Origin of the sequence: Xanthomonas vasicola pv. musacearum NCPPB 4379 (genome assembly GCF_000277895.2) — a bacterium.
Taxonomy (GTDB): Bacteria; Pseudomonadota; Gammaproteobacteria; order Xanthomonadales; family Xanthomonadaceae; genus Xanthomonas; species Xanthomonas vasicola.
Map to the genome: position 1 here is coordinate 1967966 of NZ_CP034655.1, position 16126 is coordinate 1984091.

Consider the following 16126-nt stretch of genomic DNA (forward strand, 5'->3'; position numbering starts at 1 on the left):
GTCAGTCAGCACGGCGGTTGCCGTGCTGAGCCGTCGTGAGCTGTGCAAGGCAACCGGGGCCGCCATTGCGGTCCTTGGCGCCGTGCCGGCGGCTGCACAGGCCGCGCAGGCTTCGAAAAAAACCGCGCTCCCGCCCGTCGCGGCAGCGCAGGCCCTGCAGCTGTGGTATCGCGAGCCGGCCAATCAATGGGTGGAAGCCTTGCCGGTCGGCAACGGGCGATTGGGCGCGATGGTGTGGGGCGGTATCGCCCACGAGCGCCTGCAGCTCAACGAAGACACGCTGTATGCAGGCGGGCCCTACGATTCCACCAGCCCGGGCGCATTGGCGGCCTTGCCGCAGGTGCGTGCGCTGATCTTTGCCGGGCGCTATGCAGAAGCCGAACAACTGGCCGATGCCACGCTGCTCTCGCGTCCGCTCAAGCAGATGCCGTATCAACCGTTGGGCGATCTGCTGCTGGATTTTGATCGCGCCGATGGCATCAGCGACTATCGCCGTCAGCTCGATCTGGACACCGCGGTGGCAATCACCACGTTCCGCTCCGGCGAAGCGGTGCATCGGCGCGAAGTGTTTGTCTCCGCGCAAGCGCAATGCATTGTGGTGCGGTTGTCGTGCGACCACCCCGGCGGTATTTCACTGCGTGTGGGCATCGACAGCCCGCAAAGCGGCGATGTCACCGCGGAGCAGGGCGGCTTGCTGTTCAGTGGTCGCAACGGCAGTTTCGCCGGCATCGAAGGCAAGTTGCGGTTTGCATTGCGGGTGCTACCGCAAGTGACCGGTGGCAAGCTCAGTCAGGTGCGCGACCGCTTGCGTATCGAGGCTGCCGATGAAGTGGTGTTGCTGCTCAGCGCAGCGACCAGTTACCAACGCTTCGATGCGGTCGATGGCGATCCGCTTGCGCTCACCGCAGCAAGCCTGCGCAAGGCTGCCTCGCTGGATTTCCCGGCGCTGTTGCATGCGCATCTGGCCGATCATCAACGCCTGTTCCGGCGCGTGGCCATCGACCTCGGCAGCAGCGATGCCGCACAGCTGCCCACCGACGAACGCGTGCAGCGGTTTGCCGAAGGTAACGACCCGGCACTGGCCGCGCTGTATCACCAATACGGACGTTACCTGTTGATCTGCAGCTCGCGGCCCGGCACCCAGCCGGCCAACCTGCAGGGCATCTGGAATGACCTGATGCAGCCGCCGTGGGAAAGCAAGTACACCATCAACATCAACACCGAGATGAACTACTGGCCCAGCGAGGCCAACGCGATGCATGAGTGCGTCGAACCGCTGGAATCCATGGTGTTCGACCTGGCCAAGACCGGCGCGCATACCGCAAAGGCGATCTACGACGCATCGGGGTGGGTGGTCCACAACAATACCGACCTGTGGCGGCAAGCTGGCCCGATCGACGGCGCCAAGTGGAGTCTGTGGCCAATGGGCGGGGTGTGGCTGCTGCAGCAGCTATGGGACCGCTGGGATTACGGCCGCGATCGCGCCTACCTGAGCAAGATCTACCCGTTGTTCAAGGGCGCCGCAGAATTCTTCGTTGCCACGTTGCTGCGCGACCCGCAGACCGGCGCCATGGTGACCAATCCGTCGATGTCGCCGGAAAACCAGCATCCCTTCGGCGCGGCGGTATGCGCCGGGCCCACCATGGATGCGCAGTTGCTGCGCGATTTGTTCGCCCAATGCATCGCCATGAGCAAGTTGCTCGGCGTCGATGCGGAACTGGCGCAGCAACTGGCCACCTTGCGCGAGCAGTTGCCGCCCAACCGCATCGGCAAGGCGGGGCAGTTGCAGGAATGGCAGCAGGACTGGGACATGCAGGCGCCGGAGATCCATCACCGCCACGTCTCGCATCTGTACGCCTTGCATCCGTCCAGCCAGATCAATCTGCGCGATACCCCCGAACTGGCTGCGGCCGCACGGCGCTCGCTGGAAATCCGTGGCGACAACGCCACTGGCTGGGGCCTGGGCTGGCGTCTGAACCTGTGGGCGCGGCTGGCCGATGGCGAGCATGCGTATCGCATCCTGCAACTGCTGATTTCGCCAGATCGTACGTATCCAAATCTGTTCGACGCACATCCGCCATTCCAGATCGACGGCAACTTCGGCGGCACCGCCGGCATTACCGAAATGCTGCTGCAAAGTTGGGGCGGCAGCGTGTTTCTGCTGCCGGCCTTGCCCAAGGCGTGGCCACGTGGCAGCGTGCGCGGCATGCGCGTGCGTGGTGGCGCCAGCGTGGACCTGGAATGGGAGGGAGGTCGCCTGCAGCAGGCACGCCTGCACAGCGATCGTGGCGGGCGCTATCAACTGTCCTACGCTGGGCAGACCCTGGACCTGGAACTGGGCGCAGGCCGCACCCAGCAGGTGGGACTCAACAACAACCGATTGGTGACGCAATGAGCTTGTACGTAGGACTGGATGTGGGCACGCAAAGCGTCAAGCTGGTGGCCTACGATCCGCAGGATCGCGCCGTGGTCGCCACCATCGCCGCGCCGATGGAGCTGATCAGCCGCGATGACGGCACCCGCGAGCAACAGGCGCAGTGGTGGATCGACGGCATCGTGCATTGCTTCGCGCAGCTCGACGGCGAGTTGCGCGCGCGCGTGCGCGGCATCTCCGTGTCGGGCCAGCAACACGGCTTTGTGCCGGTGGCCGCCGACGGCAGCGTCACCGCGCCAGTCAAGCTGTGGTGCGATACCAGTACCGCGCTGGAATGCGACGAAATCATGGATGCCGTTGGCGGCGCCGCCGGCAGCGTTGCGGCTGCAGGGAACCCCATCATGGCCGGCTACACCGCCTCTAAATTGCCGTGGACACGCAAGCATCGCCCCGAGGCGTATGCAGCGATGACCACGGTGATGTTGCCGCACGACTACATCAACTTCTGGCTCACCGGCGAGCGCTTTGCCGAAGTCGGTGATGCCTCCGGCACCGGCTGGCTGGACGTGCGTACGCGCCAGTGGTCCGAGCGCATGTTGAGCGCGGTCGACGCGCAACGCGATCTGCGCACTGCATTGCCGCCGCTGGTGGAAACCGGCGCGGTCTACGCATTGTCCGATGCCGCTGCCCAGGCATTGAATCTGCCGGCCGGCGTGCGCGTCACCACCGGCGGCGGCGACAACATGATGGCCGCTATCGGCACCGGCAACGTGGTCCCCGGGCGTCTGACCATGAGCCTTGGCACCTCCGGTACCTTGTTCGCCTATGCCGATCACCCGGTGGTTGACGATGAGGCACGCTGGGCCGCGTTCTGCTCCTCCAGCGGCGGCTGGCTGCCGTTGATCTGCACGATGAACTGCACGGTCGCCACCGAGGCGGTGATGCGCATGTTCTCCATTACCCGCGCACAGACCGAGGCGATGATCGCCGACACCGCACCGGGTGCCGACGGCCTGGTGTTGCTGCCGTTCTTCAACGGCGAGCGCACCCCGGATTTGCCTGCCGCGCGCGGCTGCCTGTTCGGCATGGATCTGCACAACACCACCGCCGCGCATTTTTATCGCGCCGCGATGGAAGGCGCCACCTACAGCTTGCGCAACGGCTTCGATGCCTTCGTTGCTGCGGGTTTGCAGTTCGATACCATCCTGCTCACCGGTGGCGGCAGCAAGAGCGCACAGTGGCGGCAGATGGTGGCGGACATCTTCAACCTGCAGGTCGTGGTGCCGACCCAGCCCGAAGGCGCTGCCTTCGGTGCCGCGTTGCAGGCGTTGTGGGCCTGCGAGCGCGCCGACGGTGGCAATGCCGCGTTGTCTGACGTGGTGCTGGAGCACCTGCAGGTGGACGACGCGCTTGCCGCACAGCCCAACCCGCAGCGCGTGGCCCAGTATCAGCAGCACTATCAGACCTTCCTCAAGCACCTGCATTTCGTCAGCCCGCTCTACGTCGGCTGATCGATTTTTTTCTACAACTCCCCCAGCATCAAGGACTTCTCACCCCATGAGCAACACCGTCTACATCGGCGCGAAAGAATATTTCCCCGGCATCGGCAAGATCGGTTTCGAAGGCCGCGATTCGGACAACCCGCTCGCCTTCAAGGTCTACGACGCCACCAAGAAGATCGGCGACAAGACCATGGCCGAGCACCTGCGCTTTGCCGTGGCGTACTGGCACAGCTTCTGCGGCAATGGCGCCGATCCGTTTGGCCCGGGTACGCGTGCGTATCCGTGGGATGTGGGCAATACCGCATTGAACCGCGCTGAAGCCAAGGCCGATGCCGCGTTCGAGTTCTTCACCAAGCTCGGCGTGCCGTATTACTGCTTCCACGACATCGACCTGTCGCCGGATGCCGATGACATCGGCGAATACGAGAGCAACCTCAAGCATATGGTGGGCATTGCCAAGCAGCGCCAGGCCGACACCGGCATCAAGCTGTTGTGGGGTACGGCCAACCTGTTCTCGCATCCGCGCTACATGAATGGTGCTTCGACCAACCCGGACTTCAACGTCGTCGCGCGTGCGGCGGTACAGGTCAAGGCCGCAATCGATGCCACGGTGGAGCTGGGCGGCGAAAACTACGTGTTCTGGGGCGGCCGCGAAGGCTATGCCTGCCTGCACAACACGCAGATGAAGCGCGAGCAGGACAACATGGCGCGCTTCCTCACCCTGGCGCGCGACTACGGCCGCAGCATCGGCTTCACCGGCAATTTCCTGATCGAGCCAAAACCCATGGAGCCGATGAAGCATCAGTACGATTTTGATAGCGCTACCGTCATTGGCTTCCTGCGTCAGCACGGCCTGGATCAGGACTTCAAACTCAATATCGAAGCCAACCACGCTACCTTGTCCGGCCATAGCTTCGAGCACGACCTGCAGGTGGCGTCCGATGCCGGCCTGCTCGGCAGCATCGATGCCAACCGCGGTAACCCGCAGAACGGCTGGGATACCGACCAGTTCCCGACCGATCTGTACGACACCGTCGGTGCGATGCTGGTGGTACTGCGTCAGGGTGGTCTGGCACCGGGCGGTTTGAATTTCGACGCCAAGGTGCGTCGCGAATCGTCCGACCCACAGGATCTGTTCCTGGCGCACATCGGCGGCATGGATGCGTTCGCACGCGGGCTGGAAGTAGCCAATGCGCTGCTGACCTCTTCGCCGCTGGAACACTGGCGCGCCGAGCGTTACGCCAGCTTCGACAGCGGCGCAGGCGCCGACTTTGCCGCTGGCAAGATCACGCTGGCCGACCTGGCCAAGCATGCCACCGGCAATGTGCCCAAGCAGATCAGCGGCCGCCAGGAAGCGTACGAAAACCTGATCAATCAGTATCTGACGCGTTGATGTCCCGTGGCCGGCGGCGCATTGCGTCGCCGGCCGATGGCGGCCACCCCCGTGGACGCTCCCTTGCATGTTCCCAGGTGAACCTATGTCCAGTGTTTCCATCAACGGCGCCCCCGATGCCGGCGAGAACACCCGTTTCATCATCCTGATCAGCTGTGTAGCCACGATCGGCGGCTTCCTGTTCGGCTTCGACAGCGGCGTGATCAATGGCACCGTCGATGGCCTGAAACAGACCTTTCAGTCCACCGCCGCCGAGACCGGTTTCGAAGTCGCCTCGATGCTGCTGGGCTGCGCCATCGGCGCCTTCTTTGCCGGCCGCCTGGCCGACCGTTGGGGCCGCCGCGCGGTCCTGATCATTTCCGCTGCGCTGTTCCTGCTCTCGGCCATCGGCGCCGGTGCTTCGCACAGTTCCGGCTTCTTCATCTTCGCCCGCGTGATGGGCGGTTTTGCGGTTGGCGCGGCCAGTGTCATTTCGCCGGCCTACATTGCCGAGGTGGCCTCCGCACGCTATCGCGGCCGGCTCGCCACGATGCAGCAGATCGCCATCATCAGCGGGCTGTTCTGCGCGTTTTTGAGCAACTACCTGCTGGCCAACGCCGCCGGCGCTTCCACCGAGCTGCTCTGGGCCGGGCAGGCCGCCTGGCGCTGGATGTTCTGGATGCAGGCGATTCCGTCGCTGCTGTTCCTGCTGTTGTTACTGGTCATCCCCGAGAGCCCGCGCTACCTGGTGGTCAAGGGCCGCCGCGAGCAGGCGCTGGTGGTGCTCAAGCGCTTGTACGGCAACGCCGCCGCGCAGACCAAGCTGGGCGAGATTTCCGCCTCGATGTCTGCCGATCAGCACAAGCCCAAGTTCTCCGACCTGATCAACAAGGCCACCGGCAAGGTTCGCCCGATTGTCTGGATCGGGATTGGACTGGCGGTCTTCCAGCAGCTGGTTGGCATCAATGTGGTGTTCTACTACGGCGCGGTGCTGTGGCAGGCAGTCGGCTTCTCCGAACAGGATGCGCTGTTGATCAACGTGCTGTCCGGCGGCCTCAGCATCGGCGCCTGCCTGGTCACGGTGATGCTGGTGGACAAGATCGGTCGCAAGCCGCTGTTGTGGATCGGCTCGGCTGGCATGGCCGTCTCGCTGGCCCTGGTGACTTATGCATTCGCCACCGCCTCGCTGGACCCCAATGGCAAGCTCGCCATGTCCGACGCCATGGGCATGCTTGCGCTGGTCGCCGCTAACGTCTACGTGGTGTTCTTCAACGCCTCGTGGGGCCCGGTGATGTGGGTAATGCTGGGCGAAATGTTCCCCAACCAGATCCGCGGCTCGGGCCTGGCCATTGCCGGTGCCGCGCAGTGGACCTCCAACTTCGCCATCACCGTCAGCTTTCCAATCCTGCTCGGCAGCATCGGTCTGGCTGGTGCCTACGGCATCTACACCGTCGCCGCCTTCATCTCGGTGTTCTTCGTACTCAAATACGTTTATGAGACCAAGGGCAAAGAGCTGGAGCAGATGGAGGGCTGATGACCCCGGTTGTGCCGATATCGATATCGAAAATGAAGAAGGCCGCGCATTGCGCGGCTTTTTTCGTTGAATGAGTTAAGTAACGGGCAAAGTGACGACAGCCACCATTGCACCACTGAAGTGCAAGAACATTGGCCGGGTATGGCATAAGGTCTGTTGCCCTGACTTACTCTCGCGATCTGTGCGCTTCAGCTATACGCGGTATGGCAAATCGCTTCACACTAGACAAAATGGTCGACGAACCAGGGAGTGGTTGTATGGCAGGTGCAAGAGAGCTGGCTGAAGGGCTTCTGCTAAGTCTGGGATATTGCGTTGTCTATCTGCTTGTCTGGCATCTGTCTGTTGATCAATGGTACCTGCCGGCTGGCCTGAGAGTTGCGTCGCTTTTATTCATGCCATACCGTCGTTGGCCGTTTCTCTTAGTGGGCGATGCCGCCGCAATGCTCTGGTTGCGTGTCCCGATGTTGGAGACAAGGGATTACGCCCCGATCTGGGCATATCTGAGTCCGTTCCTACTCGCGCCTGCGGTTGCCCTGGCTGTATCGGCAATTCGCCGTCATATGCCGGGCGTCATTACCCGTAATCGCATTCTCCCCATCATGGCGATTCTCGCTTTGTGGAGCACGCTGTGTGGCATGGCGCTAAATGCCGCGCTTGGTGGCCCGATAGCTAGCTCTCCCCTTGAGATTCTGTTAAGAACGTGGTTGGGTTCATACCTCGGCATTTTGATATTTTTGCTGCCGGGTTTGCTTTGGTACCGGCGTGCGGAAGGCTATCTTCGTGACGATTTGGTGCGTGACAGTGCATTTGCCGGATGTGCGATGGCGGCATTATTTTGCACCGCCAATGTTGTCCCTGAGCCACTGCTGCGACAGGTTTTGATGGTGTCGCTTATTGGGCCAGCAATCGTCCTGACGCTCCGTCATGGCTGGCGGGGAGCCGCGGTTGGCGCCTTGCTGGCAAACCTAATTGCAGCGTTGTCTAGGTCGAAGTACGGAATCGCCGCATATGACTCCGAATTGTTCAGTGTTCAGCTACTGATTGCAGTGATTGCGACGGGACTCTTTGTCCTCGGTTCCCGGTTGGCCTTTGCATACACGCAGGCAGGGAACCAGGAGCAGGCACAACTGGAAGCTTTGCAGTTTGCTCAGGCGGGCTATCTGGCTGCAGAGCGCACCCTTCGCAATCGCGTGGTGGATTATTCTGATATAAACGTTCATATAAATCGGTTGCGCAAGAATTGTGTTGCTCAGCTGCGTGAGCGTGGGCATCACGCCGCAGCCATGGAAATGACTAGGGCAGGAGTCATTGAGTCCCGACTGCTGCATGAATATGTCGCGGGGTTATATCCGCTAGAAATCGAGACGCATGGCGTGTATCAGGCGCTGCGCTCACCCGTACTGGCGAGGTTCTATAACACTGAGATCCATCACGCGCTGCGTGGTCATTGTGGCGATCTATCACTTGGCTTGCAGCTGGCCGCGTATAGGTGCGCGTTAAACGCGTTCGAAATGCTTCCACAAGCTGAGCGGCACCTTGTGCAAGCTCGCACATGGAAAAGTGGGGGGGCACAGGGCGTTGTTATCAGGATCTTCGCTGATAGTTTATTGCTGGATATAGTGCAGCGCGACACAACTGAAGCGAGTGCCGAATTGCGGACGCGACTAAAAGCGCATGGCGGTATGTTTCGCCGCCGCCATACGCGAACCCTCAGTCTGCTACTCGCCGAGCCAGTCTCGATCACTTCGTCCGTGTGACAATCCAGCGCTCTCCAGCGGTGCCCGGGATGAGATGCACCGTGAAATTGTCGGTCTGATAAACCAATTGTGCGAGCGTTGGGACCGTCAATGTCGAAACCGTCACACGATTGACGTCCTTACCCATCGGCAGCACCCACAGAACTTCGCCTGCGCGACCAACCGCGCCACGCACTACGCCAGTTGCATCATTAATCTGCAGATACAGCATGCCCTCGCGTTGAAATTCATAGATCCGCCATGTCGGATCTGCCGCAAGATTGGTTGCGTGGGGCACGGACTCGCCCAGGCCCGTGGCAGCCAGCGTGGTAACTGTTCCATCGCCTGGGCAGCATGCACTTGCTGATGCGGTGCCCGCCAGCACCGCGATGGCGACGGTAAATAGGGTCTCAAATGCCAGCTTCGCCTTCATGTCCATGACTTCGCCTTCTCCCGTTCATGGGAAACGTTCGCCTGCAATTCAGGCATGCCTACGGTACGTGTTTCTCTGTAGTTACGTTAGTGGCTAAGTCAAAATTCATTGCACTTGCCTTGTGTCAATGTGTTGACTCTTGAGTAGGTGTCAGCTCTCCTGAGTTCACTTTCATAACTTTTGCTGCCTTTTTATTTTTTTATATTGTGTGGAATGCCGAGGCTGACAGATTTCATCATAGACTGAAATCATTACTGTGCATGTTCTTGGTGCCACGGTTATAGAGATTGGGAGGGTTGGGTTTTTACAGTCACAGAACTCTGTGGCAAGTAGCGGGTTATTCGAATAATGCGTGACCCGTCCGCGTAGAAGTTATTAGGTTTTCTATGTAAACGCACGACAGTCGGCGAGTCGTCCGGGAAACGAGCGGGTCATCGTCTGTGCGCAATCGACTTCGTCACAGTGATAAAGGCATTTAGGCGTGGCGTATGGCCGCGCCTTCCAATTTGGGGACGGGAAGATGAACGCAAGAGCGCAGGATAGGAGGCGCTGATCTGCCTCCCCTGAATTTATGTTACAGTATAACATATATCCGCCGCCGCGTAGTCTGGCCCCCCGTGTCATGCCTCCCCTTGTGTTGGATGTGCTGTCTTGAATCGCGCAGCGTTTTGTACTGCCGTCTGCCGCGGCTGGTCGATTGCTTGGGTGTCGATTGCTCCGGCTTTGAGGGGGAAGGCGTGATGAGGCGCCGCCACCTAGTACTGGGCGGGGCTGCTGCATTGATGCTTTCGCCGGCGTTGGGGTCTGCACAAGGACTTCCAGTCTTGCGGGGATGCAGCGTGCAGCAGCAGGGCGAATCGCTGCGCCTGGAGCTGGAGCTGGGCGCGCAGGTGGCCTATCGCAGCTTTAGCCTGTCCAATCCCGAGCGCTTGGTCATCGATCTCTCCGGCGTTTCGTTGCAGTCGCCGCGCATGGATCCGGTGCCCGCGGGTGCTGCGGTGACGCGCATACGCAGTGAGCTACATCTGGATGGGCTACGCGTGGTGCTGGATCTGCACAGCCATGTTCAACCAATCTGCGTTGGGAGGGCAGTGCGCTGGTGCTGGAGCTTGCCGCCATGCCCGGCAGCGTGGCGCTGTCCGCGAGTGGCGGTGCTGCAGCGGCAGCGCCGAGTGGGCAGACGGAGCCATCGGAGCCGACCCGCTCGCGCTTGCAGCCCTATGTGGTCACCATCGACGCCGCCACGGCGGCAAGGATCCGGGCGCGGTCAGTGCCGATGCGCGTTACGAAAAATATGTGGCCATGGCGGTGGCTGAGCGGCTACATCAGCGCTTGGCGGCCGATGCGCGCTATTGGCCCACCATGATCCGCAGCGATGACGGCTTCGTGCCGCTGCACGAGCGCGTGTTGATCGCGCATCGCCACAGCGCGGATCTGTTCGTCTCCATCCATGCCGATGCCGCGCCAACGCGCGAAGCGCGCGGCGCCTCGGTGTTTGCGCTATCGCAGACTGGCACGAGCTCTGCACTTGCCCGCTGGATTGCCGATAGCGAAAACGCTGCCGACGACATGGGCGACACCGCGCGCCTGCTGCGGGTGCCGAGCAACCCGGTGTTGTCGCAGGTGCTGGCCGACTTGTCGCTAAGCGGCACCATCGCCAGCAGCCTGGCCTTCGGTACGTTGATGCTGGAGCGCCTGCAGCAGGTGACGCATCTGCATCAAAACCAGGTCGGGCAGGCAGGTTTTGCGGTGCTGAAGTCGCCGGATATCCCATCGCTGCTGGTGGAAACCGGCTTCATGAGCAATCGCGACGATTGCCAGCGCTTGTGCGGCGATACGCATCAGGACGAACTCGCGCAGACGCTGCACGCGGGAATCGACGACTACTTCGCTGCGTTTCCTGGTCGCTCCTGAGGCGCGATCGTCTTTTTATTCTCCAACGAGTGCCCCATGTCCGCCACGCTTCCCGATGTTGCTGTGACTGAACCATCCACGCTGAGCGCGCCCTTGCGGTGGGTCGGCATGCAGGACATCGCGATTCCCGTGCATCTGGACACTGATGGTGGCGACCTTGCCGCCCGCGCCAGTGTGCAGGTCGATCTGCCCCGTGCCGAGCTCAAAGGCATCCACATGTCGCGGCTGTATCGCCTGCTGGATCTGCATCTGCAGCAGCCCTTGTCGCCGGCAATGTTGTCGCAGCTGCTGCAGGCACTGGTCGAAAGTCATAGTGATTGCGCAAGCCGCGCGGCACGGCTGACGCTCAGCTTCGAAGTGATGCTGCGCGTGCCGGCATTGCGCAGCGAGGGACTAAGCGGCTGGCGTGCCTATCCGGTGCACATCGCCGCGCAGTGCAGGGCGGGGCGCGCCACGATCCAGCTACAAGTCGAGGTGCTGTACGCGTCCACCTGCCCCTGTTCGGCGGCGTTGTCGCGGCAGTTGCTGCGCGATGCGTTCGTGCAGCAGTACGCCGGGCGCGATGCGCTGCCGCTGCAAGACGTTGCGCAGTGGCTGCAGGATCACGGTTCTTTCGCCACCCCGCACAGCCAGCGCAGCGTGGCGCAGGTGCGTGTAGATCTGCCCGTGGATGCGCAGGGCTTCGCAATCCAGCAACTGATCGGTCTATGCGAGCAGGCGTTGGCGACGCCGGTGCAGGCCGCGGTGCGGCGGCCCGACGAACAGGCATTTGCGCGCTTGAACGGCGCGAACCTCATGTATGTGGAAGACGCAGCGCGACGCCTGCGCCAGGTGCTGGTCGAGCACTATGCGAGGTTTCATGTGGCGGTACGTCATCTGGAAAGCCTGCATGCCCATGACGCTGTTGCCGAATCCGGCAGCGATGACGAGACGCCTTCCCAATAGCGGTGTAAGCAGGCGTCAGGTACTGCAAATTGCCAAGGCCGCCACTGCGAATGGCACACAACCAGGCAGGTCGGCTGTCTCAACGAAGAAGGGCAAACGCGGCCTGCGTGGCATGTTGCTATCAGACCCGTCTGTTTTCTTCGTGCTGATGTGGCTGATCTAACCGATGCAACGGCGATCGATACGTCGTCTAACCCTCAGCGCGCGATGCGCCCGAAAGATGCACTCGCATTAGCTGCGGCGTGTTGGGTCGGGGCCTCATTTCATCCCGACAAGCACTGCCACATGGCGCGCATTCGATGCAATCCACCTGTCGATACGGGCCGGCAACCAGCCTCGACCACTTCGTCGGCCGAGCGGTCATGCTCAGACCACGGTATGCGGCGGAGATCGTCGCGGCCTGCAGCACGGCAGTGCAGTCCAGCACACTTGCGAAACACCTGCGCCACAACGCAAAAGCCCCGCAATGCGGGGCTCTGGCGTTTCTACAGCGAGACGAGAGGTGGTGCTCCCTAGGGGGCTCGAACCCCTGTTTTAGCCTTGAGAGGGCCACGTCCTAACCATTAGACGAAGGGAGCGCTTTTGTCACGTCTTGTGCAGCGCGCTAGTATAGTGAGGTAATAGCCGTTGGGCAATCCTGCAACACAAGACGGAAGCGCCATCATCGAACCCTCAGTTACATCTCCGTTCACGCTGCGCGTCATTCCACGCGATCAGCACACCATCTCGCGCAAGGACATCAGCCCCAACGCGCTGCGCGTGCTTTACCGCCTGCGTGAATCGGGCTTTGGTGCTTACCTGGTCGGCGGTGCGGTCCGCGATCTGCTGGTCGGTCACCACCCCAAGGATTTCGACGTTGCCACCAGTGCCACGCCGGAAGAGGTCAAGGCGCTGTTCCGCAACTGCCGCCTGATCGGCCGCCGTTTTCGGCTGGCGCACGTGGTGTTCGGCCGCGAAATCATCGAAGTGGCCACCTTTCGCGCCAATAGCGACGATGGCAGCGGCGACCGCGAACTCGATAACGGTCGACTGGTGCGCGACAACGTTTACGGCACCATCGAAGACGACGCGATCCGCCGCGACTTCACTTGCAATGCCTTGTACTACGCCATCGAAGATTTCTCGGTACGCGACTACTGCGGCGGTTTCGAAGATGTGCAGGCGCGCCTGATGAAGCTGATCGGCGACGCGGAGCTGCGCTACCAGGAGGACCCGGTGCGCATGCTGCGCGCGGTGCGCCTGGCGGCCAAGTTGGACTTCGAGATCGAAGCCGGCACCGCCGAGCCGATTCCGCGTCTGGCCGGGCTGTTGTCCGAAGCCGCGCCCGCGCGACTGTTCGAAGAAATTCTCAAGCTGTTCCTGTCCGGGCATGGCGTGTCCAGCTTCGAAGGCTTGGAGCGTTATGGCCTGTTCGGCGCGCTGTTTCCCGAAAGCGCGGCAGCATTGAAGTCCAACCGCAGCGGCGCGTTACGCGCCATGGTGCTGGAAGGCCTGCGCAACACCGATGCACGCGTGGCCAACGACGAACCAGTGTCGCCAGCATTCCTGTTTGCGTTGCTGCTGTGGCCGGCGTTCTGCCGCACCTTGATGGGGCTGCAGGCGCAAGGCGTGCAGCCGGAAGATGCGCAGCGCCGCGCGGCCGACCGCGTGACCTTGCATCAGCTGGAGCGCGTGGCGTTGCCACGCCGCTTCTCGCTGCCGATGCAGGAAATCTGGCTGATGCAGACGCGCTTCTCGTCGCGTCAGCGCAAGCGGGTGTTCCGCACCTTGTCGCATCCGCGCTTCCGCGCGGCGTTCGATTTCCTGGTGCTGCGCCAGTTCGCTTCGCCCGATCACGCCGCCGATGTGGAGTTCTGGCGTGAGGCGCAGAAGTCGTCCGGCCAGGAGCTGGTGGATGCGATCGAATCGGCGCAGGTCGACCTGGAAGGCGAGGAGGGCGCACCGCGCAAGCGTCGCCGGCGCCGCCGCCGCACCGGCGCGCCTGCAGGCGAGTAAGGCATGCAGACCGCCTTTGTCGGCCTGGGTGCCAACCTGGGCCCGGCCGAGGCCAGCGTGCGCGCGGCCATCACCGCGCTCGGCGCGGTGCCGCAGACCACACTGATCGCCGCCTCGCGCTTATACCGCACGCCGGCCTGGGGCCGCGAAGATCAACCCGATTTCATCAATGCCGTGGCGCAGCTGCGCACCGGCCTCGCGCCGCTGCCGCTGTTGGAGGCCTTGCTCGGCATCGAACAGTCATTCGGCCGCGAGCGTCGCGCCGGCGAGCGCTGGGGCCCGCGCACGCTGGATCTGGACCTGCTGCTGTACGCCGAGCAGGTGATTGATCTGCCGCAATTGCAGGTACCGCATCCGCATCTGCAGGCGCGTGCCTTCGCACTGCTGCCGCTGTCCGAGCTGGCGCCGGAGGCGATCATCCCAGGCCATGGAACAGTGCGGCACGCCCTGCAAACCATCGATACCTGCGGGCTGGAGCCGATTGGGTAGATAATGGTCGGCTTATCACCCCACGTAATGACTTCATGAGCAGCCACGCCGATAGCAAGCCCTGGACCGTGCCCGCCTTGGCGCAGGCCAAGCGCGAGGGTCGAAAACTGGTCATGTTGACCGCGTACGACGCCAGCTTCGCGCGCACCTTCGACGTCAATGGCGTGGACCTGATCCTGGTCGGCGACTCGCTCGGCATGGTGGTGCAGGGGCACGAGTCGACCTTGCCGGTGACCACCGCCGACATGGTCTACCACACCGCCGCGGTGGCCCGTGCGCTCGATCGCGCGTTGCTGGTGGCCGACCTGTCGTTCCAGGCCGACGCCACCCCCGAACGTGCATTGGATGCCGCCACCCAGCTGCTGCAGGCCGGCGCAGAGATGGTCAAGATCGAAGGTGCCGGGCACAAGCTCGAGGTCATTCGTTACCTGGTCGAGCGTGAGATTCCGGTCTGCTCGCATTTGGGGCTAACCCCACAATCGGTGCTGCGTTTCGGCGGCTATAAGGTGCAGGGCCGGGGCGAAGCCGGCGAGCAGTTGCGCCGTGATGCGCAGGCAGTGGTCGATGCCGGTGCCAGTCTGGTGGTGCTGGAATGCGTGCCGACGCCGATTGCCGCGCAGATCAGCGCCGAACTCAGCGTGCCCACCATCGGCATCGGCGCCGGCCCCGGCTGCGACGGCCAGGTGCTGGTGATGCACGACATGCTGGGCCTGGACAGCGGCCATCGCCGGCCGAAGTTCGTCAAGGATTTCCTCGCCGAAGGCGGCTCGGTCGCCGGCGCGGTGCGTGCCTACGCGCAGGCCGTGCGCGACGGCAGCTTCCCCGATGCAGAGCACGCGTACGCCGCATGATCCAGACACTCACCGATCTTTCCGCGCTGCGTGCCCTGGTCAATGGCTGGAAGCGCGAGGGCCTGCGTGTGGCGCTGGTGCCCACCATGGGCAACTTGCACGCCGGGCATTATTCGCTGGTGATGCTGGCGCGCCAGTACGCCGACCGCGTGGTCTCCAGCGTGTTCGTCAACCCGACCCAGTTCGGGCCGAACGAAGATTTCGCGCGCTACCCGCGCACGCCCGAGGCCGATCTGCGTGGCCTGGAAGATGCCGGCTGCGATGCACTGTGGTTGCCGGACGTGGGCACCATGTATCCGCTCGGCACCGCACTGGCCACACCGATCCACGCGCCCGGCGTCAGCGATGTGCTGGAAGGTGAATGCCGGCCGGGGCATTTCGATGGCGTGTGCACCGTGGTGGCACGGTTGTTCAACCAGGTGCAGCCGGACGTGGCCGCCTTCGGCAAGAAGGATTACCAACAGTTGGCGGTGATCCGGCAGATGGTGGCCGACCTGGCGTTTCCGATCGAGATCCTGGGCGGCAGCATCGTGCGCGAGGCCGATGGCCTGGCGATGAGCTCGCGCAACCAGTATCTGTCGGCCGAAGAGCGCCCGACCTCGACCAAGATCCGCAAGGTGCTGCTGCAGATGCGCGACAGCTACGCCGCCGGTACACCGCGCGCGCAAGTGGAAGACGCCGCCAGCCACGCGCTGGAGCAAGCCGGCTTCCGGGTCGATTACGCGGTTGTGCGTTTGCCCGACTTGAGCGAGCCGGGCGACAGCCACACCGGTGCGCGCGTGGCCTTGATCGCGGCCCGCCTGGGCAACACGCGTTTGATCGACAACCTGGAATTCTGAGCAGGCTGACGCTGCGTGCGCAGCGCCTGAGCTCGGCTGGTAGCGCCAGCGCGCCAGTGCATGTGCGCCTTCGCGGAGCGCGCGCCTGAAGCCCTCACCACCGGCCGCAGCGCGAACCGGTGGGGACGAGTGCTTTCCGCTA

General features: G+C 62.8%; 11 protein-coding genes, 1 tRNA gene and 1 pseudogene. 11 read left to right on the plus strand and 2 right to left on the minus strand.

The window, feature by feature from the left end; all coding sequences use genetic code 11:
* The first annotated feature begins 22 nt into the window (after positions 1–22).
* The 5 genes from KWO_RS09260 (at position 23) to KWO_RS09280 (ending at position 8539) form a co-directional block, all read left to right on the plus strand.
* The gene (locus KWO_RS09260) at positions 23–2395 is read left to right on the plus strand and encodes a glycoside hydrolase family 95 protein (RefSeq protein ID WP_010379703.1); all 2373 of its coding nucleotides are present in this window, start codon (positions 23–25) and stop codon (positions 2393–2395) included.
* On the plus strand, positions 2392–3885 hold the full coding sequence (gene xylB / locus KWO_RS09265) for a xylulokinase (RefSeq protein ID WP_010370197.1): 1494 nt from the start codon (positions 2392–2394) through the stop codon (positions 3883–3885). Before KWO_RS09260 ends, xylB begins: the two co-directional genes overlap by 4 nt.
* Before the next feature lie 46 nt (positions 3886–3931).
* Positions 3932–5269, plus strand: a complete 1338-nt coding sequence (xylA, locus tag KWO_RS09270) for a xylose isomerase (RefSeq protein ID WP_010377902.1) — start codon at positions 3932–3934, stop codon at positions 5267–5269.
* Between the two features lie 85 nt (positions 5270–5354).
* On the plus strand, positions 5355–6782 hold the full coding sequence (locus KWO_RS09275; protein WP_010371361.1) for a sugar porter family MFS transporter: 1428 nt from the start codon (positions 5355–5357) through the stop codon (positions 6780–6782).
* 257 nt (positions 6783–7039) lie between these two features.
* On the plus strand, positions 7040–8539 hold the full coding sequence (locus KWO_RS09280) for an MASE1 domain-containing protein (RefSeq protein WP_010375659.1): 1500 nt from the start codon (positions 7040–7042) through the stop codon (positions 8537–8539).
* On the opposite strand, the gene KWO_RS09285 is transcribed toward KWO_RS09280, so the two are convergent.
* The gene (locus KWO_RS09285) at positions 8523–8957 is read right to left on the minus strand and encodes a hypothetical protein (RefSeq protein ID WP_017112549.1); all 435 of its coding nucleotides are present in this window, start codon (positions 8955–8957) and stop codon (positions 8523–8525) included. The genes KWO_RS09280 and KWO_RS09285 overlap by 17 nt on opposite strands.
* A gap of 734 nt (positions 8958–9691) precedes the next feature.
* On the opposite strand from KWO_RS09285, the pseudogene KWO_RS09290 reads away from it, so the two are divergent.
* A pseudogene (locus tag KWO_RS09290) lies at positions 9692–10865 on the plus strand (N-acetylmuramoyl-L-alanine amidase).
* Between the two features lie 36 nt (positions 10866–10901).
* On the plus strand, positions 10902–11810 hold the full coding sequence (gene folE2, locus KWO_RS09295) for a GTP cyclohydrolase FolE2 (RefSeq protein WP_010371371.1): 909 nt from the start codon (positions 10902–10904) through the stop codon (positions 11808–11810).
* Between the two features lie 503 nt (positions 11811–12313).
* Here the strand turns inward: folE2 and KWO_RS09305 are convergent.
* A tRNA-Glu gene (locus KWO_RS09305) sits at positions 12314–12388 on the minus strand.
* Positions 12389–12437: 49 nt separating this feature from the next.
* Here KWO_RS09305 and pcnB point away from each other — a divergent pair.
* From pcnB to panC, 4 genes are read left to right on the plus strand one after another with little or no spacing between them, the layout of a single operon-like run.
* On the plus strand, positions 12438–13805 hold the full coding sequence (pcnB, locus tag KWO_RS09310) for a polynucleotide adenylyltransferase PcnB (protein ID WP_010375668.1): 1368 nt from the start codon (positions 12438–12440) through the stop codon (positions 13803–13805).
* Between the two features lie 3 nt (positions 13806–13808).
* Complete coding sequence (gene folK / locus KWO_RS09315; RefSeq protein ID WP_010371378.1) at positions 13809–14294, plus strand: 2-amino-4-hydroxy-6-hydroxymethyldihydropteridine diphosphokinase; 486 nt, start codon at positions 13809–13811, stop codon at positions 14292–14294.
* A 35-nt stretch (positions 14295–14329) separates the two neighbouring features.
* The gene (gene panB / locus KWO_RS09320) at positions 14330–15145 is read left to right on the plus strand and encodes a 3-methyl-2-oxobutanoate hydroxymethyltransferase (protein WP_010371380.1); all 816 of its coding nucleotides are present in this window, start codon (positions 14330–14332) and stop codon (positions 15143–15145) included.
* The gene (panC, locus tag KWO_RS09325; protein WP_010371383.1) at positions 15142–15984 is read left to right on the plus strand and encodes a pantoate--beta-alanine ligase; all 843 of its coding nucleotides are present in this window, start codon (positions 15142–15144) and stop codon (positions 15982–15984) included. Before panB ends, panC begins: the two co-directional genes overlap by 4 nt.
* Positions 15985–16126 lie beyond the last annotated feature (142 nt).